Genomic DNA, 17871 nt, shown 5'->3' with positions numbered 1-17871 from the left:
ATTAAGGGGATAACGGAATTTAATCAACGTGGTTAAACGGTTGCCGGAGGAGGGTCGAGGAGGCTTCTTCAGTTATTAGGGGATTGTTTTAAGTGCGGTTGTATGATGTCGTATAAATTCAATTGCTTCTCCCATGACAATAACAAGGTGATAACAAGATGACCCCTTCCGAGCTTCAATCTGTCCTGTCCTCCGGGCTGCTGTCTTTCCCGCTGACCGACTTCGATCAGCAGGGCGACTTCAATGCGGCGGGTTATGCGCGGCGTCTGGAATGGCTGGCGCCCTACGGCACCAGCGCGCTGTTTGCGGCGGGCGGAACCGGTGAGTTTTTCTCTCTTGCCGCCAGCGAATACCGTTCGGTGATCAAGACGGCTGTCGATACCTGCGCCGGCAGCATGCCGATCCTCGCCGGCGTCGGCGGCTCGACCCGTCAGGCAATCGAATATGCGCAAGAAGCGGAGCGCCTGGGCGCCAAAGGCTTGCTGTTGTTGCCTCACTACTTGACCGAGGCGAGCCAGGAGGGTGTGGCGGCCCACGTCGAGGCCGTGTGCAAATCGGTCAAGATTGGTGTGGTGGTCTACAACCGCAACGTCTGCCGGCTGACCGCGCCATTGCTCGAACAATTGGCCGAGCGCTGCGAGAACCTGATCGGGTACAAGGACGGTTTGGGGGATGTCGAGTTGATGGTGTCGATCCGCCGTCGACTGGGTGATCGGTTCTCGTACCTGGGCGGCCTGCCGACCGCAGAAGTGTACGCCGCCGCGTACAAGGCGCTAGGCGTACCGGTTTACTCGTCAGCGGTGTTCAACTTCGTGCCGCAACTGGCGACCAATTTCTATCAGGCGATTGCCCGGGAAGACCACACAGCGGTCGGCAAAATGATTGACGATTTTTTCCTGCCTTATCTGGACATCCGCAACCGCAAGGCGGGCTACGCTGTCAGCATCGTCAAGGCCGGGGCAAAGATCGTTGGGCATGACGCCGGACCGGTTCGTACGCCGTTGACCGACCTGACGGGTGAAGAGTACGAAATGTTGGCTGCGCTGATTGAAAAGCATGGCAAATAACGGCCGCCCATGACTGGCAAGCGTCATGGATAGGCTGTGCCACGCCCCGCCAAAGCGATGCTCTGGCGGGGCGTTTTTCGTTACGATGCTGCGCTCATGGAGCGGGGTGATGTCAAGCGCCTGGCAATCTCCCCAAGCGATTCACTTCACACCATCAACCGCTGCCGGCAGCGTGAATTTGAACAAGGCTCCCTGGCCAAGCACACTCTCGGCCACGATGCGCCCACCGTGGGCCTCGACAATCCCCTGCGAGATATACAGACCCAATCCAGTGCCCGTTGGATTGCCTTCCTTCATCGTCCAGTAGCGGTCGAATACATGAGGCAGATGCTCCGCAGGTATGCCTTCACCGCTGTCGCGCACGGTGAAGACGATTTCGCCGCCGCACGATTCGGCGTGCACGCCTACCGTGCCCAGGCGCGGGGTGAACTTGATCGCGTTGCTGACCAGGTTCGACAGCACCTGGAACAAGCGCTCAGGGTCCGCCTGGATGCGCAGCTCGGGATCAGCCTCGAAGGAAATGCTGATGTCCTTGTCCAGTGCCAGAGGGGCGAGCAGCGCTTGAGCTTCCTCGAACATCTGGGCGACATCGAGCTTTTGCGGCGTGATCGTGTAGCGGCCCGCGTCGATCTTGGAGGTGTCGAGCAGGTCTTCGAGCAGCGTATTCATGCGCCCGGCGGCTTGTTGCATGGTGTCGATTGCGGTGGAAATGCGCCGCGAGGTGTGCGGGCCATCGGAGCTGAAGGTCTTTTGCATCATGCCGCATAGCATGGAAATGACCGTCATCGGATTGCGCAAGTCGTGGGACACCACGGCCACCAGTTCGTCGCGGGCGCGCACGGCTTCCTGCTCTCGACGCACCTGGCGAGCCAGGTCATTTTCCAGCGCCGAGCGGCGCAGGTCGTTGGCCGCGTAGAGGTCGCCGTGGCTCCACTTGGTGGAAATCCCGGACATTTCGACTTTCCAGATTTCGAACGAGGTGCGCGGTCGCAGTCGCAGACCCGTGTCGGAGTTCTCAAGATCCAGCGGCTTTCGCGGGTCGCCGCTCCATTGGATGTTCTCTTTGACTTCCGGACGGAACCACATCACGCCATTGTCGACAGGTTTGGGCAGGCTCATGGCAAGCACACCGCTGGCCACTTGCTGATACTGCGCGGCGGGTGGGTAGACACTGGCCAGGTGATGACTGGCGAACACCGGTTTGCCACTCTCCTGCAACCATTTGTGCAACGCGCGGATTTCGTCGGGCTCCGGGCAACTGCCGTACCGGTGCAGTTGCTTGTCCTCGATGATGGCGATGCCACACGCCCGGGCCAGCGCCATCAGTACTTGGGGTTGTTGGGCCAGGCCGTCGAAGACATTCTGTGGTGAGTCGATCATTGCCTGATTGAGCAGCGCCAGCGACTCGAGCTTCTCATCACGCTGGCGGCTCAGTTCCAGCGCCTCCATCGCGTTGATCTGCAGCGACAGCACCTGGCCGATGGTCTGGCAGGCCGTGCGCAACTCATGCGGGACATGCAACGGCTGGCGGTTGCCACAGCTGATCAGGCCCCACAGTTGGTCTCCGCGCATCAGGGAAATGCTCATCGATGAAAGCACCCCCATGTTCTTCATGTACTGGCAGTGAATGGGCGAGACGCTGCGCAGGGTCGCGAAACTGAGGTCCAGCGGGGTCTGGGTGTCGGGTCGCAGCTTCGGCACCAGCGGCACCGGCTGGTAATCGGCGTTGGGGATGATCCGCAACCAGTTGGTGCGATACAGCTCACGGGCCTGTTCGGGGATGTCCGACGCCGGGAAGAACAGGCCGTTGAACACTTCCATAGACGGGTCGGAAGCCTCGGCGATGACCTGGCCGTGGCCTTCCTCTTCGAATCGGTAGATCAGTACCCGGTCGTAACCGGTCATGGCCTGTATTTCCTTGACGCTCACGTCGTACAACTGTTGCAGCGTGGTCGCCGCTTGCAGGCGCTGGAGCATCCGCCCCAGATTCGTCTGGTTGCCGGCGACATTGCGCGGCTGGAAATTCTCGACATGAATCTCCAGTTCCAGGATCAGCACCCCTTCATGGCGATGCAGCAAGCCTTCGAACGCCGTGCCGTTGATTTTGAAGCGCAGGGGTGGGACGTCGAAGAGCGTAGGTTGCTGCAACGCTTCGCGTACGGCTTTGGCGTGTGCGTCACCGATGAGGCTTTGCAGCGGGCGCCCGATCAGCGTCTGCGGCTCTCGCGCCAATAATGTGTCGACGTTGGCACTGACCTGGATGATCTCCAGTTCAGGCTCGGTCAGGGTCAGCAGCAAGCCGTGGGGCTGGATGGCCCCGGGAAAACGGATAGGTTCGTCGGCGCAGTTGGCCAGGAGTTCTTCAAACGCGTCTTTGTCTTGTGGTGTCATACCAGAACCTCCTGGCTTTGCAGCCAACGTTCGAAACAACTGAAAGTCGTGTGTGCTGCGGCGACGACTGCCTTGCGCTCGTCGGCGTCCATTGGGCGGCTGCCCAGGTAATCGATGAAATCGCGCCAGCGGCGGCCGGTCGAGGCGCCATAGACATCCAGGAATGCGGCACCGTTTTCTGCGCCCAGGTCCAACCGTGAGGCGATTTCCCGACGCAGGATCTGCCCGCCGAGCGTTGCGCCTTCCAACACGTAGAGGACACCCAGACACGCTGCGGCGCTATCGATCACCGGCAAGTCTCGGCAGGCGGGCAGATCTTCCAGTGCTTGCTCGGACAGGCCCATGGCTTGCAGGTCGCGGCCCAAGGTCATGGCTTTGAGTCGCATGCGCAAGTCAAAATCTTCCGGCATGTACGCGCTCAACTGCAATGCGGTTTCCAGCGGTCGATAAAAACCGTAATAGGCCTGCATCAGGCGTTGGAAAGCCTGGACATCAAGGGTGTCGGAGAAAAACGGCAGACGTTTCTCCAGGGCGATATGCAGCACGGCGGTGCCGGTGCGCAGATCCTGAAGCACGGGTGGGACCTCACGGGTCTTGGGTTGCATGGTCATAAACTCTAATCCGACCTCGTTATGGCCATGACTGAAAAAATTCCGGTGTGCATACTACAGTTCTTGGGCAGAACTGGTTTGAGGGTTTTTTGTAATTGCGATGGCTGGTCCATGGTTAACTGACCGCCATTTTCTGGGAGGGTTCGCGCGATGGATACTGCATTCAAACACCCACTGTTTCTTGTAGGGCTGCCTCTGCTTGCCATCGGCATCAGTACGGAGAACACCGGTTTCTGGTTGCCCGGACTGGTGTTCATGGTCATCGGCTGGTCGCAGCGGTCGAAGAAATAACGCAGGAAAGCGTTCGATGGAAGCGCAAAGCAAAATTCTGGTGTTCTTGAGGCGCCACCGATACGTGGTTCTGACATTGATGATCGTCGCGACTCTGGTCAACGCGTTCGCCCGTTTCACCGGGGATTGGGAGCGCTTCTGGACCGTCCTGATGCTGCAGGCACTGTTCGGGCAGGCAGTGTTCAACTACCTGCGTGGGGGCACGGTGCAGTTCGCGACGGGTGGTGGGCTGTCAAAGGACGCCAACCCAATGGGCCGTGCCGCCCTGGCAACCTTCGCGCTGGCGGTTTATCTGGTGGCGTTCGCCTACGAGGGACAGCCGCGCGAGCCGTCCATTCATGATAAACGGCCAGGTGACTGGACGATGCCGACGCGGGAAGAGAACCGACCGTGAAGTACGCCAGCGAAGGGCAACCGCCTCAAATGCCGGAGGATGCGCCTTCGCTGATCATTGTTTTCAAGGCCCGCGCGATATCAAGGCGCGATTGATCGGTAATCCGCCCGGGATGCTGATCGAACATGTGCGGTGCCCCTGGATAGACATGCAATTCAATGGGCACGCCGGAGCGGGACAATCGGGTGGCGAAGGCCACGCCTTCTTCCAGGAACAAGTCCAGCGCGCCCACCGACAGGAATGTACGGGGCAGGTTGGCCAGGTTCGTCTGAAGCGCCGGTGAATACAAGCCCGCACTCGCTTGGCTCAGGGGGTGATCTGGGCGCAGGCAACTCCAGCAGAATTGGTTGGGGTGCGCGGACCAGCCAATGACGCCGGTGGTGCAATTGGTGTGCGGTGAACTTTCGGTGCCCGTGCGATGGTCAAGCATGGGATAAATCAGAACCTGACCGGCGAGTACATACTGCTCCCTGTCTCGAACCAGCATCGCCAGGGCGGCCGCCAGTCCTCCGCCCGCGCTGTGACCCATGATCACCAGGCGCTTTGCATCCACACCGAGCGATTGTTGGTTGGAATGCAGCCACGCCAGCGCCGAGTAACAATCATCCAAGGGAGCAGGGAAGGGGAATTCAGGTGCCAGCCGGTAGTCCACCGCGACGATAATTGCCTGTACCTGCTCAGCCAGATCCGCCAGATAATCATCGGCCATCTCCGGTCGGCCCAGGACGAACCCTCCGCCGTGCAGGTAGACGATTGCAGGAAGCTTGCTTTCAGGCGAGCTGCTTGGTCGGTACAGGCAGAGGCGCAATTTCTGACCATCGCAGCCCGGTATCCATCGCTGCTCGCAACGAAGCTCGTTCGCAGGCTTGAAGCCGGCATGCACACGATTACGGATGTCTGCCAGGGTATCCAGGGACCAGGTTTGTGTACCGGGCATCAGGAAACCTTGAAAGTCAGGGTCCAGCAGCTCTTCGGGTTTCATATCCGGCCTTTTTGCAGCGTCGGGCGCCTTTGTGAAGGCGCCGCTCGGGGTAGGTTTACAGCCAGGCCTTGATCTGTGCGCAGACGGCCGTTGTGGAAATGCCATAACGGTCATGCAACGTCGGCAGGGCCCCGGCATCCAGAAATGCATCGGGCAAGGCGATTTGCCGGAAGGTCGGGGTCACGCCGTTGCGCAACAACACACCGGCGACGGCCTCTCCCAATCCGCCAATCACCGAGCTGTTTTCCGCCGTCACCACGAGGCGACCCGATTTTCGAGCCTCGGCCAGAATGGCCTGCTCGTCCAGTGGCTTGATGGTCGGTACATGCAGGACCGCCACATCAATGCCATCGGCTTGCAAGTGTTTAGCGGCTTCGAGCGAGCGCATCGTCATTAAACCCGTGGAGATAATCAGCACATCATTGCCGGTGCGCAGAGTCTTGGCCTTGCCGATCTCGAACGTGTAACCGTACTCGTCTAGCACCAGGGGAACGTTACCGCGCAGCAGGCGCATGTACACCGGGCCTTGGTGAGCCGCGATAGCCGGCACAGCCTGTTCGATTTCCAGCGCATCACAGGGGTCGACGATCATCAGGTTAGGCATGGCGCGGAATATCGCCAGGTCATCCGTGGCCTGGTGGCTTGGGCCATATCCTGTGGTGAGGCCCGGCAGACCGCACACGATCTTGACGTTCAGGTTTTCCTCGGCAATTGCCATGCAGATAAAGTCATAGGCACGCCGGGAGGCGAACACGGCGTAGGTAGTGGCGAAAGGAACAAACCCTTCGCGGGCCATGCCTGCGGCCGCGCTCATCAGCAATTGCTCGGCCATGCCCATCTGGTAGAACCTGTCTGGGTGCGCTTTGGCGAAAATATGCAGGTCGGTGTACTTGGACAGGTCGGCGGACAGTCCGACAATGTCCGGGCGCTGCTCTGCCAGCGAAGCCAGGGCGTGGCCGAAGGGGGCTGAGCGGGTGGCCTGGCCCTCGGATGCGATGGAGGCGATCATTGCCGAAGTTGTCAGACGCTTTTTGCTCGGCACAGCGGCTGAAGTCGCAGGGGTGGCGTTGCTCATTGTTCTTTTCCTTCTTCAAGATTGTTCAGTGCCAGCTCCCATTCATGTTCTTCCACACGGATAAAATGGTTTTTCTCTCGTGCTTCCAGAAACGGCACACCTTTACCCATCTTGGTATCGCAGATGATGACGCGCGGCTGTGCGCCCGAATGGTTGCGGGCGGCATCGAAGGCGGCAACCAACGCTTCGAGGTCGTTGCCATCAACGCGCTGGGTGAACCAGCCAAAGGCTTGCCAGCGATCGACGATGGGCTCGAATGACAGGATTTCGCTGGAATAGCCATCGGCCTGCTGATTGTTGACGTCGACGATGGCGATCAGATTGTCCAGTTTCCAATGCGATGCCGACATCACCGCTTCCCAGGTGGAACCCTCATTCAGTTCTCCGTCCGAGAGCAGGTTGTAAACGAAGGAAGATGAGGCCTTGCGTTTGAGGCCCAAGCAAGCACCCACCGCAATGCCCAGTCCCTGGCCGAGGGAGCCACCGGTGATTTCCATCCCAGGGGTGTAAGCGGCCATGCCCGACATCGGCAGCCGGCTGTCATCCGAACCGTAGGTTTCAAGTTCATCGAGTGGAATGATCCGGGCTTCGATCAAGGCGGCGTACAAAGCAATGGCGTAGTGGCCGATCGAGAGGTAGAAGCGATCTCGTTCCTCCCACTGTGGATCTTGCGGCCGGTGGTTCATGGCGTGGAAATACGACACTGCCAACAGGTCGGCAGCGCCGAGCGCCTGTCCGACGTAGCCCTGGCCTTGAACTTGCCCCATGCGTAGCGCATGGTGGCGAATGTTGTGGGCGCGTTCGGCCAGTGTCACGGGTGATTGCGGTGCAGAGGTAGGGTTCATGGTAAAGCTCCGAGAAATCAACGATTGACCAGGGTTGCTGGGATGCGCAGGACCAGCGTGGCACCGCCCAGCAGCACGCCGGTAATCAGGTACATGCCGATGGCGCTGGAGCCGGTCTGTGTGGTGACCCAGCCGATCAGATAGGGCGAGCAGAACCCGGCGAGGTTGGCGAAGCTGTTGACGGCCGCGATGCCGGCGGCGGCCGATACGCCACCGAGCAAGGTGGTGGGCAGCATCCAGAACAGAGAGGTGGCGGACAGGATCCCCGAGGCCGCCAGGCACAGGCTGAGGATGGAAAGCGTCACATTGCCACCCACCAGGGCTGCCAGGCTCAGGCCGATGGCTCCCGCAATCATGGGCACGATGAGATGCCAGCGGCGTTCGCGATGTTTGTCACCGCTGCGCCCGACCAGCAGCATCGCCGCGATCGCGCAAAGGTAAGGCAGGCTGGTCAGGAATCCGATGTGCAGCGGATCGGAGACACCGGCATTACGCACCAGCGTCGGGAGCCAGAAAGTGATTGCGTACTGACCCATCACGACGCAGAAGTAGATGGCGGCGAGCAGCCACAGGCGCCTGTCCCGGATGAATTCGCCGACCGAGGCGTGCGTGACTTTCTGCTGGTTGTCTTCAGCGAGCTCGCGGGTGACCAGCGCTTTCTCTTCGTCGTTGAGCCAGTCTGCCTGATGCACCCCATCTTTGAGGTAGCTCAGCACCAGCAGCCCGACGATGACCGTTGGCACGGCCTCGATGACGAACATCCATTGCCACCCGGCCCATCCATGGACGCCGGCGAAATGGTTCATGATCCAGCCCGATAGCGGGCCACCGACCATGCCGGACAGCGGAATGGCGATGAACCACAGCACGGTCATGCGCGCCCGGCGATAGGACGGGAACCAGTAGGTGAGATAAAGCAGCAGACCTGGGGCAAGCCCCGCTTCGGCGATACCCAGCAAAAAGCGCAGGGCATAGAACTGCCACGCGGTTTCCACGAAGGCGAACAGGGCGGAAATGATGCCCCAAGTGATCATGATGCGGGCAATCCACACCCGTGCGCCGACTTTGTGAAGGATGATGTTGCTGGGCACTTCGCAAAGGAAATAACCGATGAAGAACATGCCCGCGCCCAGTCCATAGACGGCTTCGCTGAGCGCCAGGTCGTTCATCATTTGCAACTTGGCAAAACCGACGTTGACGCGATCCAGATAGGCGCACAGGTAGCACAACATCAGGAAGGGCATGAGGCGCCAGGCCGTTTTACGGTAGGCGTTGGAACGCACGGTCGAAACCGCTTCGAGCGACAGGGTTGTCATGATGGTCCGATCTCTTGTTTTTATTGACCGCCAGGCCATTGGCCCGGCTGCATCATCGATCCAGAACCGCACGGGCCATGCAGGCCCGCCCAGAGTGACTCAGTGAATCAGCATTCCGCCGTTCACATCCAGGGTGATACCGGTCAGGTATGAGGATAGGTCGCTGGCCAGGAAGAGCGCGGCGTTGGCGACGTCCTGTGCTTCACCCAGGCGGCCGAGCGGAATGCCGTCGATGATCGCGTGGCGGCGCTCGTCCTGCATCAGCCCACCAGTGATGTCGGTATGAATCAGGCCCGGGGCAATGGAGTTGACACGAACCTTGTCCGGCCCGAGTTCCCGCGCCATGGCCTTGGCCAGCCCCAGAACACCCGCCTTGGCAGCGCTGTAGTGCGGTCCGCCGAAAATGCCGCCACCGCGTTGTGCCGACACCGAAGACATGCACACGATGCTGCCGCCCCCCTGTTGGCGCATTGTGGGAATCACTGCTTGCGACATGAGCAGGGTGCCGCGCAGGCTGACGTCCAGCACCTTGTCGTAATCCGAAGGGCGAATGTCCAGCGTCTTGAGGGGCTGGGTGATCCCGGCGTTGTTGACCAGAATGTCGATGCGCCCGAAATGCTCGATGATTCTGGCGACGGCGTGCTGGACCTGGGTCTCGTCGGCCACGTTGGCCGCCAGGCCGAGATGGCCTTCGCCGAGCGATGCGGCAGCATCTCGCGCAGCCGATTCGTCCAGGTCGAGGATGACGACACGAGCGCCGTGTTGCGCGAAAGTGGTCGCGGTTGCGCGGCCAATCCCTCGTGCGGAGGCTGCACCGGTGATGATTGCGACTTTGCCTTGGACAAGCATGGGAGAGCACCTCTGAGTTGTTTTTATGAGGTCGGTTCATTTGGAGCCGATGACCCAGCTTGGTCTTGCGCGATGCCTGGAGCAATAAGGCAAATATCACTCGGTGCTGAAAAAATTCAGCACTCGCCAGCCTGGCTTTGCAATGATTGAATGTACCCATCCCCGGTTTCCGCCGCCTGTAAAGAAGTGAGGATGATCATGCCAACCTCCGGCGATACGCCTGCGGTGTTGCCACCGCTGAAAGCCATTCAGGCCTTTGAGCAAACAGCGCGCTTCGGTAACGTTGCCAGAGCGGCAGAAGTGCTTGACCTGACGCCTTCTGCGGTCAGCCATCAACTGGCCAAACTGGAAGCCATGATTGGCCGCCAATTGTTCCTGCGCACCGCCCGGGGAGTCACGCTGACGCCAGTCGGCGAGCAATACCTCAAGGAAATCTCGGGAATCCTGCACAGCCTGGCGGTGGCGACCGAGCGCGCCACCAGTGATGTCAGCCTGGATTGCCTGCGGTTGCATTCTTCACCCAGTTTTGGCCTGTTATGGCTGATGCCGCGGCTGGAGCAGTTTCGGCAGAGCAATCCGGACATCCAGCTGAATCTGTCCTGCTCCTACGAGTCGCTGCACTTCAGTCGCGACAAGATCGATGTCGATATTCGCCATGGCATGCCCAACTGGCCGAGCTACGAAGTGCGCACCATCGGCAACGAAACCATTTCTGTCATGGCCTCCCCAAAACTCCTTGAAAAACACCCCGTCGGCAGTGCCGCCGATTTGCTGGACAGCCAGTTGATCCTGTCGGAGGCGACGTTGATCAAATGGCCGCAACTGTTTGCCCAGCATGGGCTGTCACGTCCCGAGAAACCCTACACGCTGAGCTTCGACCGGTCTTACATGACGCTGGAGGCAGCCAGTCATGGGCTCGGTTTCGCGTTGGAAAGTACCTTGCTGGCCCGCGAATATCTGGCAAGGGGTGACCTGGTGGAGGTCGCGCCTTCGCTGAGTGCGCCCATCACTGCGCATCATCTGGTGTTTCCGCGCGCGCACTCCAGCTTCCCCCGCGTGCGCAGATTTCTCGACTGGATGCAGCAGGAGTTGGGGCACGACTTCGATTATTGAGCAGCGCGTCCCTGTCTCACGAGTCCGGCCGCTAGGCGGACCATTCGACCGTGTTGCGCAGCCGCTGTGCATCCTTGCCCGGCGGCAGTCCAAACATGCGCACATAGTCGCGGCTGAACTGCGAAGGGCTGTCGTAGCCCACGCGATAGCCGGCGCCGGCGGCATCGAACGCCTGCGCCACCATCAGGCGCCGGGCTTCCTGCAGGCGTAATTGACTGCGAAATTCCAGTGGGGTCATGGCGGTGACGGCCTTGAAGTGAGCGTGGAACGTCGAGCGGCTCATGCCTGCAACGTCGGCCATTTCTTCGATCCGGCAAGCTTCGTGGTAGTGGTTGCGTATCCACGCGATGGCACGGGCGATCTGGTTCAAGCGGCTATCTCCCCTGGCCATCTGCCGGACGATTCCGTTGGCGTTGCCGGTGAGCAGGCGATACAGCATCTCGCGAATGACCAAAGGCGCCAGCTCTTCGATGTCGGCTGGGGTATCCAGGAGCCTGGCGAGCCGGACGGCAGCATCCAGCATCGGCGCGGTGGTCGTGTTGAGCTCGATGCCCGATGTCGGCAGGTCGGTCGTGTCATCCGGTGCGCGATGGCGCAGGGCGAGCTCACTCAATACGCTCATGTCCAGATCCAGCACCAGGCACAGGTAAGGCGCCTGCTCGCTGGCCTCGATGACCGAGCCCATGACGGGAATGTCCACGGACGCCACCAGGTGCGTGGCAGCGTCGTAGACATACGACGCACTGCCCGCCACCACATGTTTGCGACCCTGGGCAATCAGGCACAGCGTCGGCTCGTAGACCACGGGCATCGGGATGGTGGGTTTGCTGGAGCGAACAAGACTGACCCCGGGGATCGGGGTGTCATGAATACCGTCAGTGGGCGCGTGGCGACTGATGAGGTCGATCAGGCTTTGCAAAGATTCCATGAGAACTCCGTTAAATGCCGGCTCGGATAATCGTGCAAGAAGGAAGGACGATTCATCTATAAGCGTGCGGGCCTTGGCGGGCAGACTTGTTTCGTACCGGTCAGCATCCACTTCTGTAAGGAGGCCATAATGCCTGCAACCACAGCACTCGACCACTACCGCCTGCTCGGACGATCAGGTATGCGCGTTTCGCCCCTTGCCCTCGGCACCATGACGTTTGGCGCCGACTGGGGCTGGGGGGCGGATGAAGCTGAAGCCCGGCAGATTTTCGATGCCTACGTCGATCATGGCGGCAACCTGATCGACACGGCGGTCAACTACACCAATGGCGCCTCTGAGCGCATTCTTGGCCAGTTCCTCAAGGGCAAACGTGACCGCCTGGTGGTGTCGACCAAGTTCACCATGGCCCGCGATCCCAGTGACCCCAACTCGGGTGGCAACCATCGCATGAACCTGATGCGCTCGGTGGAGACCAGCCTCAAGCAACTCGATACCGACCGCATCGAATTGCTCTACCTGCACGCGTGGGACTTCACCACCGGCGCCGAGGAAGTCATGCGCGCCCTTGATGATCTGGTGCGTAGCGGCAAGGTGCTCTACCTCGGTATCTGCAACACCCCGGCGTGGAAAATCGCCGAACTGCAGACCCTCGCCACATTGCGCGGCTGGTCGCCCCTGGTGGCATTGCAGATCGAGTACAGCCTGGTGGAACGCAGCGTCGAACATGAGTTGATGCCAATGGCGCAATCGATGGGGCTGGGAGTCTTGCCCTGGTCACCCTTGGGCGGCGGAATCCTCACCGGCAAATACGCTCGTGAGGATCTGGGCCAGGCCAGCGAAGCTAACGTCTCGGCGACGCGCAAGGGTGTCATCAGCTCTTCGGGGCATATGAATGAACGCTCCCTGCAAATTGCCAGCGTGGTGGCAGCCGTTGCTGACGAGGTGGGCGCCACGCCATCTCAGGTCGCCCTGGCTTGGACGCTGCTCAATCCGGCCGTGGCGGCCCCCGTGATGGGCGCCAGGACGCTGGCCCAGTCACGGGATAATCTGGGTGCCCTCAGTTTGCAACTGGCTGACGAGCACATCGCCCAGTTGAATCAAGCCAGCGCTCCCGAGCCCATCTTTCCGGGGCGCTTCGTCTCTCGGCCTATGGTCCAGCAACTGATATTCGGTGGCGCTCAATTGGAGCGCCGGGTGTGATAGCCGAAGGAGGCATATTCATGAGTTCCATCACCTTGCAACGCGTGCGCTCGATGACACTGGCATTGCTGGTTGGCCTGGGAACAGGGTCGACCGGGGCCAGCGCCAACTCAATGATGGCTGTCGAAGCACGAAACAAACAGCACGTCACCGAAGCCTTTGACCGCTGGGCCGCCGGTGGCACCACATTCTTCAGCGACATCCTGACACCGGATGTCGTCTGGACCATCAAGGGCTCAGGCCCCAGTGCGGGTGAATATCGAGGGGTGGATGCATTCGTCGAACAAGCGGTACGCCCCTTCGTTTCGCGCCTGTCCAGCCCGGTCCGGCCCGTTCGCAAGCAGATATGGGCCGATGGCGATCACGTGATCATTCAATGGGACGGCGTTGGTACGGCGCGTGATGGGCAGGCGTATCGCAACAGCTATGCCTGGATCTTCCATATGCGCGACGGTAAGGCGTTCGAGGCCACGGCCTTTCTTGACCTGGCCCCTTATGACGATGTGTTGCGGCGTATCCCTGAACAGGCGGCGAATTAGTCAGAAGGCCGATCAAACTGAATCTCTCCGTGCCTGGCGGTTCTACAACAGAACAGACAGGCACGGAGAAAGGAAAATGAGCACATCATTGAAGGTCGGGGACGCGGTGCGCTGGAATTCCGAGGCTGGGATCATCCACGGCAAGGTCGTCAAAGTGCACGTCAAGGATGTCGAGTTCATGGGGCGCCATCGCCCGGCATCGAAGGATGCCCCGCAATACGAGGTCAGGAGTGACAAGACCGGTCACCTGGCGATGCACCATGGCGAGGCGCTGCATCGCACTGGATCATGAAGCGCAACGATTCACGCGACTGCGCACGGCGTCCAGCATGCGCTGGCCGTAAAGACCGACACCCAGCCCCGCAACAATCAGCACCACCGCCACGATTTTGTTGATCGACAGCCTCTCATCGAAAATCATCACCGAACCCAGCAAACCGAACACCGGCACCAGCAAGGACAATGGAGCGACGGTGGAAACCGGGTATTGCTTCAGCAGTGAATTCCACACCCAGTAACCGAACAGCGTGTTGGGGTACACCTGGAACAGAATTGACAGCACGGCACGGTAGTCCAGTTGGTGGACCAGGGCGCTGTAACCCGCCGAACCGTTCACGGCGTATTCCAGCGCAAACAGCGGGATCGGCGAAAACGCGCTGGACCACACGAGGAAGGCGAACACCTGGGTGGTTCGGGCCTTTTTGTTGATCACGTTGGCCGCACTCCAGGCCACTGCACCCAGCAATACCAGGATCAGCCCGGCGGCGGTAACGGTGCCGTCGACAATGGAAAGAATGCTCAACAAGCCGCATAACGCGATGGCCATACCCGCCAGTTGATAGCGTGAGACCGTTTCCTTGAACACCCACGCACCCAGCAGGATGGTGAAAAACGCGCTGAACTGCAGCACCAGCGAAGCGATGCCGGCTGACAGTCCGGCCTTGATCCCCAGGTTGACCACTCCCCACAGTCCGATGCCGAATACCAGACCGTAGCCAATGATGTAGCGCCATTGCACATCGGGTTTGGGGATGAAAAAGAGGGCGGGCACGGCGCAGAGGCTGAAGCGCAGGCCGGCGAGAATCAGCGGGTCGACGGTGCTCAGCCCCAGTTTGATCACCGAGAAGTTCAGCCCCCAGATGGCGGTGATGGAAATGGCGAGCAGCAAGTGCCGTGTCTTCATGCGCAGGGTCCTTGATCGATTGCGGGGAGTTGTCGGGTGAAAAACCACAGAAGCAGTGCCGTTGCGCTGATCGACCCGCCCACCAGGCTCACCGCGGGCCAGCCCCATAGCGCGTACACCTGGGTCGCGGCGGCGGCGCCAAGCGCGCTGCCCACCGAATAAAAGCACATGTAAGCGCCGACCATGCGGCTTTGCGCGTCGGGGCGCGCGGTGAAAATCAGGCTCTGGTTGGTGACGTGAACGGCCTGCACGGCGTAGTCGAGCAGGATCACGCCGACAACCAGCGCGAGCAGCGAGGTTTGCGCAAACGCGATGGGCAGCCACGACACTGTCAGGAGCGCCAACGACAGGCCGGTCACCCGTTGGCCAAAACCTTGGTCGGCCCAGCGACCGGCTCGCCTGGCGGCCAGGGCGCCGGCAATACCCGCCAGGCCAAACAGGCCGATGGCGGTATGGGAAAGCGACAGCGGCGGGGCGCTCAAGGGCAGGACCATGGCTGTCCAGAGCACGGAGAAGGCGGCGAAGATCAGCAGGGCAAACAGGCCTCTGATGCGCAGGGTCGGTTCGGTCAGGAACAGCGCGAACAGTGAGCGGATGAGTGCTGGGTAGCTGTGCTTGACTCGCGGGGCTGCAGCGTCCGGTGCCATGTTGTAGAGCACCACCGCGAGGGCGAGCATGAGCCCGGATGAAACGAAATACACGGCGCGCCAACCGGCGAGATCGGCAATCAGCCCCGAGGTTAACCGGGCCATCAGGATGCCCAGGACGATACCGCTGGTGACGGTTCCCACCGCCTGCCCACGTTGTGCGGGTGTCGCCAGCACGGCGGCGTAGGCCACCAGCACCTGAACCACCACGGCGAGCAGCCCGACAGCGATCATCGACGCCAACAGCACCCACCACTGCTCGGCCGAGCCGACCGCCGTCAGCGCTAAGGAAGTCGCGAGCACTTGCGCCAGAATCAGCCATTTGCGGTTCAGCAAGTCGCCCAGCGGCACGATGAACAACAAGCCCAGCGCATAACCCACCTGCGTCGCCGTCACCACCCTGCCAATCAGAGACGACGCGACGTTCAGGTCTTGGGCCATGGTGTCGAGCAAGGGCTGTGCGAAGTAGATGTTGGCGACTGCAAGCGCACAGGTCATGGAAAACAGCAGGGTCAGTGATGGCGAAAGCCCCGCAGGCGAGTCGGCTTGGCGAACTGCGGTATCAGCTGTCATGTGCGGCTCCGTCGGTTAAACTGGTTTCAATTTAAAACCTGATTGACAGGTTGCTGGATCAGGTTTCAAAATGCAACCAGATTTAAGTGCGATTTCGCGAGGAGCAAGCGATGGTGCAAGACACTTCACCGCAAGCCAACGAGTGCCCGGTCGCCAGGACACTGCAAGCCATTGGCGATCGCTGGTCGCTGATGATCATCCGCGACGCGTTTGACGACATTCGCCGTTTCAGTGATTTCCAGAAGAACCTGGGCGTGGCCAAGAACATATTGACTGCGCGGTTGAAAGCACTGGTGGAGGTGGGGGTGTTCGACGTGCGACCAGCCTCGGACGGCAGTGCCTACAAGGAATACGTCCTGACGGAACAGGGACGTGAAGTCTTTCCGATAGTCGTCAGCCTGCGTCAGTGGGGGGAGCGGTTCCTGTTCGAGCCCGGTGAGACACGCTCGATGTTGCTCGACGACGAGGGCGGCGAGCCGGTGATGCCCATAGAAGTGCGCTCGGCCAGTGGCCGCAAGCTGGGGCCGGCGGATTGTCGGCGGGTGAGGGTTGTGGTCGAGTGAGGCAGTACCCACCGTTCCCCTGCAGGAGCGCCGGTCGACGCTCGATTGCTCGCGATGGTCGTAAACGATGACGCGGGCTGCCTGGACGCCCGCGGTGCCCGGGCCTCCATCGCGAGCGTGCTCGCTCCTACAGGGGCGCGGTGATCGGGGCGTCGTTGCGCTTGAACTTGATGCGCCGGCTCCAGGCGATGGCGGGGCGTTCGAACAGGCGGTAGGCAATGGCGGCCACGACGATGCAGCAGACGATGATCAGCACCGTCGCCAGGATGTCCGAGGCCAGGCCGTCGGGCATGAAACGCCGGTACACCCGCATTAATGTCCCGGTCACCGGGGAATGGAACAGGTACAGGCTGTAGGAAATCAGCGCTATCTTCTGCACCGGATAACTGGCCAGCAAACCCAGTGTGACGGACCGATTGAGCAGTAGGCAAAACGACAGGCCGGTCAATCCGGCCGCCATGGCAAATGAGTCGTCACCGAGCACCCCGATCAACAAAACCACGGCGCTGTACCCCATGGCGACAACCCGGCTCTGCAGCGTGCCGGACAGGGTTTGGGCGCACAGCACGCCTGTCATGAAACTGTACCAGAACGCAATAAAGCCGCCTTTCCAGCCGATCGAATGGATGAGTTCGGTGGGCCACAGCAGCGCCAGCAGCGCACTGGCCCAAATGAAGTGATTGCGCGATTTGAACGTTTCACTGCCGGCGGCCTGGTCAGCCAGCCACATCAGCAATGCAAAGGCGATGTAGAACTGCACCTCGATGCACAGGGTCCAGAACACTGTGATGATGTTCCTGATGCCCAGGAAATCCTGGAGAAACAGCATGTGCGCGAAAATATCCGTAGCCCCGGGAAGAGCCACATCGGGTTGACCGAACATCCGTTTGGCGGCAATCACCGCCACACCCAGGGCGATGGCCGCATAGTAGGGCGGGGCCAGGCGCACCAGACGGCGCGCGACAAAGTTGGCCGCGTTGGCATTGTTCATCGTCACCCGCGCCGTGGTGGTCGCCATGACGATACCGCTCAATACGAAAAAGATCGGCACGCCCAGGTGACCGGCATCGAACACCGCATACTTGACCCAGTGCGGGATGGCGGCAAGAAGGGTGGGGATGTGAGTGCCTTCGGACAGGTGGAACAACACCACCCAGAAGGCTGCGAAGCAGCGCAGGGCGTCGACCAGGGCGAGGCGATGCTTATCGTCAGTGGTGATTACACTCATTCCCGCGTCTCCATTGTCCAGCTACGGATTCTTATCGTTCTGTAATGCAACCACTGAGTCGCAGCTTAGCACCTGG

Annotated in this window: 19 protein-coding genes; 8 read left to right on the top strand and 11 right to left on the bottom strand. The window is 60.6% G+C overall.

Annotation, left to right across the window (positions count from 1 at the left end; all coding sequences use genetic code 11):
* Window positions 1-158 precede the first annotated feature (158 nt).
* On the top strand, window positions 159-1067 hold the full coding sequence (gene kdgD / locus AB4O36_RS13185) for a 5-dehydro-4-deoxyglucarate dehydratase (RefSeq protein WP_460141958.1): 909 nt from the start codon (window positions 159-161) through the stop codon (window positions 1065-1067).
* A gap of 141 nt (window positions 1068-1208) precedes the next feature.
* Here the strand turns inward: kdgD and AB4O36_RS13180 are convergent, their stop codons facing one another.
* Both AB4O36_RS13180 and AB4O36_RS13175 read right to left on the bottom strand, forming a co-directional pair.
* Window positions 1209-3458 (bottom strand): ATP-binding protein, encoded by a 2250-nt coding sequence (locus tag AB4O36_RS13180; RefSeq protein ID WP_460125818.1) that lies wholly within the window; start codon window positions 3456-3458, stop codon window positions 1209-1211.
* Window positions 3455-4063 carry a biliverdin-producing heme oxygenase gene (locus tag AB4O36_RS13175; protein ID WP_460126730.1) on the bottom strand — a complete coding sequence of 203 codons (609 nt, stop codon included), beginning with the start codon at window positions 4061-4063 and terminating at the stop codon, window positions 3455-3457. Before AB4O36_RS13175 ends, AB4O36_RS13180 begins: the two co-directional genes overlap by 4 nt.
* A 156-nt stretch (window positions 4064-4219) precedes the next feature.
* Here AB4O36_RS13175 and AB4O36_RS13170 point away from each other — a divergent pair, with 156 nt between their 5' ends.
* Window positions 4220-4360, top strand: a complete 141-nt coding sequence (locus tag AB4O36_RS13170) for a hypothetical protein (protein WP_460125816.1) — start codon at window positions 4220-4222, stop codon at window positions 4358-4360.
* 16 nt (window positions 4361-4376) lie between these two features.
* A complete protein-coding gene (locus AB4O36_RS13165) occupies window positions 4377-4754 on the top strand; it encodes a hypothetical protein (protein WP_460125814.1) in 378 nt (125 codons plus the stop codon).
* Between the two features lie 25 nt (window positions 4755-4779).
* Here AB4O36_RS13165 and AB4O36_RS13160 read toward each other — a convergent pair whose 3' ends face one another.
* From AB4O36_RS13160 to AB4O36_RS13140, 5 genes are all read right to left on the bottom strand, one after another.
* Complete coding sequence (locus AB4O36_RS13160; protein WP_460125812.1) at window positions 4780-5736, bottom strand: alpha/beta hydrolase; 957 nt, start codon at window positions 5734-5736, stop codon at window positions 4780-4782.
* A 55-nt stretch (window positions 5737-5791) separates the two neighbouring features.
* Complete coding sequence (locus tag AB4O36_RS13155; protein ID WP_460125810.1) at window positions 5792-6811, bottom strand: transketolase family protein; 1020 nt, start codon at window positions 6809-6811, stop codon at window positions 5792-5794.
* A complete protein-coding gene (locus tag AB4O36_RS13150) occupies window positions 6808-7656 on the bottom strand; it encodes a transketolase (RefSeq protein ID WP_460125808.1) in 849 nt (282 codons plus the stop codon). The genes AB4O36_RS13155 and AB4O36_RS13150 overlap by 4 nt, the downstream gene beginning before the upstream one ends.
* A gap of 17 nt (window positions 7657-7673) precedes the next feature.
* On the bottom strand, window positions 7674-8972 hold the full coding sequence (locus AB4O36_RS13145) for an MFS transporter (protein ID WP_460125806.1): 1299 nt from the start codon (window positions 8970-8972) through the stop codon (window positions 7674-7676).
* Between the two features lie 99 nt (window positions 8973-9071).
* Window positions 9072-9821 (bottom strand): SDR family NAD(P)-dependent oxidoreductase, encoded by a 750-nt coding sequence (locus AB4O36_RS13140; protein WP_460125804.1) that lies wholly within the window; start codon window positions 9819-9821, stop codon window positions 9072-9074.
* Between the two features lie 198 nt (window positions 9822-10019).
* Here AB4O36_RS13140 and AB4O36_RS13135 point away from each other — a divergent pair, with 198 nt between their 5' ends.
* A complete protein-coding gene (locus tag AB4O36_RS13135) occupies window positions 10020-10934 on the top strand; it encodes a LysR substrate-binding domain-containing protein (RefSeq protein ID WP_460142142.1) in 915 nt (304 codons plus the stop codon).
* Window positions 10935-10965: 31 nt separating this feature from the next.
* On the opposite strand, the gene AB4O36_RS13130 is transcribed toward AB4O36_RS13135, so the two are convergent.
* On the bottom strand, window positions 10966-11862 hold the full coding sequence (locus tag AB4O36_RS13130) for an AraC family transcriptional regulator (protein ID WP_460125802.1): 897 nt from the start codon (window positions 11860-11862) through the stop codon (window positions 10966-10968).
* Window positions 11863-11991: 129 nt separating this feature from the next.
* Here AB4O36_RS13130 and AB4O36_RS13125 point away from each other — a divergent pair, with 129 nt between their 5' ends.
* The 3 genes from AB4O36_RS13125 (at window position 11992) to AB4O36_RS13115 (ending at window position 13893) form a co-directional block, all read left to right on the top strand.
* Window positions 11992-13062, top strand: coding sequence for an aldo/keto reductase (locus AB4O36_RS13125; protein ID WP_460141957.1), 1071 nt, complete (start codon window positions 11992-11994; stop codon window positions 13060-13062).
* A 20-nt stretch (window positions 13063-13082) separates the two neighbouring features.
* The gene (locus AB4O36_RS13120; protein WP_460141956.1) at window positions 13083-13601 is read left to right on the top strand and encodes a nuclear transport factor 2 family protein; all 519 of its coding nucleotides are present in this window, start codon (window positions 13083-13085) and stop codon (window positions 13599-13601) included.
* A 76-nt stretch (window positions 13602-13677) separates the two neighbouring features.
* Window positions 13678-13893 carry a hypervirulence associated TUDOR domain-containing protein gene (locus AB4O36_RS13115; protein WP_460141955.1) on the top strand — a complete coding sequence of 72 codons (216 nt, stop codon included), beginning with the start codon at window positions 13678-13680 and terminating at the stop codon, window positions 13891-13893.
* Here AB4O36_RS13115 and AB4O36_RS13110 read toward each other — a convergent pair.
* Window positions 13888-14784: an EamA family transporter gene (locus tag AB4O36_RS13110; protein ID WP_460141954.1), complete on the bottom strand. Its 897-nt coding sequence runs from the start codon at window positions 14782-14784 to the stop codon at window positions 13888-13890. The genes AB4O36_RS13115 and AB4O36_RS13110 overlap by 6 nt on opposite strands.
* The gene (locus AB4O36_RS13105; RefSeq protein ID WP_460141953.1) at window positions 14781-16004 is read right to left on the bottom strand and encodes an MFS transporter; all 1224 of its coding nucleotides are present in this window, start codon (window positions 16002-16004) and stop codon (window positions 14781-14783) included. The genes AB4O36_RS13110 and AB4O36_RS13105 overlap by 4 nt, the downstream gene beginning before the upstream one ends.
* Window positions 16005-16114: 110 nt before the next feature.
* On the opposite strand from AB4O36_RS13105, the gene AB4O36_RS13100 reads away from it, so the two are divergent.
* Window positions 16115-16567, top strand: a complete 453-nt coding sequence (locus tag AB4O36_RS13100) for a winged helix-turn-helix transcriptional regulator (protein ID WP_460141952.1) — start codon at window positions 16115-16117, stop codon at window positions 16565-16567.
* Window positions 16568-16694: 127 nt separating this feature from the next.
* Here the strand turns inward: AB4O36_RS13100 and AB4O36_RS13095 are convergent, their stop codons facing one another.
* Window positions 16695-17795: an acyltransferase family protein gene (locus AB4O36_RS13095; RefSeq protein WP_460141951.1), complete on the bottom strand. Its 1101-nt coding sequence runs from the start codon at window positions 17793-17795 to the stop codon at window positions 16695-16697.
* Window positions 17796-17871 lie beyond the last annotated feature (76 nt).

Source organism: Pseudomonas sp. S2_E01 (assembly GCF_054668365.1).
The sequence above is the reverse complement of the archived record's forward strand: the minus strand, read 5'-3'. Positions and strand labels throughout refer to the sequence as shown.

Excerpts from the sequence above, each read along its gene's own strand:
- AB4O36_RS13140 (WP_460125804.1), bottom strand. The coding sequence starts at position 9,821 with ATGCTTGTCCAAGGCAAAGTCGCAATCATCACCGGTGCAGCCTCCGCA.
- AB4O36_RS13100 (WP_460141952.1), top strand. The coding sequence starts at position 16,115 with ATGGTGCAAGACACTTCACCGCAAGCCAACGAGTGCCCGGTCGCCAGG.
- AB4O36_RS13135 (WP_460142142.1), top strand. The coding sequence starts at position 10,020 with ATGCCAACCTCCGGCGATACGCCTGCGGTGTTGCCACCGCTGAAAGCC.
- AB4O36_RS13095 (WP_460141951.1), bottom strand. The coding sequence starts at position 17,795 with ATGAGTGTAATCACCACTGACGATAAGCATCGCCTCGCCCTGGTCGAC.
- AB4O36_RS13165 (WP_460125814.1), top strand. The coding sequence starts at position 4,377 with ATGGAAGCGCAAAGCAAAATTCTGGTGTTCTTGAGGCGCCACCGATAC.
- AB4O36_RS13150 (WP_460125808.1), bottom strand. The coding sequence starts at position 7,656 with ATGAACCCTACCTCTGCACCGCAATCACCCGTGACACTGGCCGAACGC.
- AB4O36_RS13170 (WP_460125816.1), top strand. The coding sequence starts at position 4,220 with ATGGATACTGCATTCAAACACCCACTGTTTCTTGTAGGGCTGCCTCTG.
- AB4O36_RS13125 (WP_460141957.1), top strand. The coding sequence starts at position 11,992 with ATGCCTGCAACCACAGCACTCGACCACTACCGCCTGCTCGGACGATCA.
- AB4O36_RS13130 (WP_460125802.1), bottom strand. The coding sequence starts at position 11,862 with ATGGAATCTTTGCAAAGCCTGATCGACCTCATCAGTCGCCACGCGCCC.
- AB4O36_RS13110 (WP_460141954.1), bottom strand. The coding sequence starts at position 14,784 with ATGAAGACACGGCACTTGCTGCTCGCCATTTCCATCACCGCCATCTGG.
- kdgD (WP_460141958.1), top strand. The coding sequence starts at position 159 with ATGACCCCTTCCGAGCTTCAATCTGTCCTGTCCTCCGGGCTGCTGTCT.
- AB4O36_RS13160 (WP_460125812.1), bottom strand. The coding sequence starts at position 5,736 with ATGAAACCCGAAGAGCTGCTGGACCCTGACTTTCAAGGTTTCCTGATG.
- AB4O36_RS13115 (WP_460141955.1), top strand. The coding sequence starts at position 13,678 with ATGAGCACATCATTGAAGGTCGGGGACGCGGTGCGCTGGAATTCCGAG.
- AB4O36_RS13105 (WP_460141953.1), bottom strand. The coding sequence starts at position 16,004 with ATGACAGCTGATACCGCAGTTCGCCAAGCCGACTCGCCTGCGGGGCTT.
- AB4O36_RS13155 (WP_460125810.1), bottom strand. The coding sequence starts at position 6,811 with ATGAGCAACGCCACCCCTGCGACTTCAGCCGCTGTGCCGAGCAAAAAG.
- AB4O36_RS13120 (WP_460141956.1), top strand. The coding sequence starts at position 13,083 with ATGAGTTCCATCACCTTGCAACGCGTGCGCTCGATGACACTGGCATTG.
- AB4O36_RS13180 (WP_460125818.1), bottom strand. The coding sequence starts at position 3,458 with ATGACACCACAAGACAAAGACGCGTTTGAAGAACTCCTGGCCAACTGC.
- AB4O36_RS13175 (WP_460126730.1), bottom strand. The coding sequence starts at position 4,063 with ATGCAACCCAAGACCCGTGAGGTCCCACCCGTGCTTCAGGATCTGCGC.
- AB4O36_RS13145 (WP_460125806.1), bottom strand. The coding sequence starts at position 8,972 with ATGACAACCCTGTCGCTCGAAGCGGTTTCGACCGTGCGTTCCAACGCC.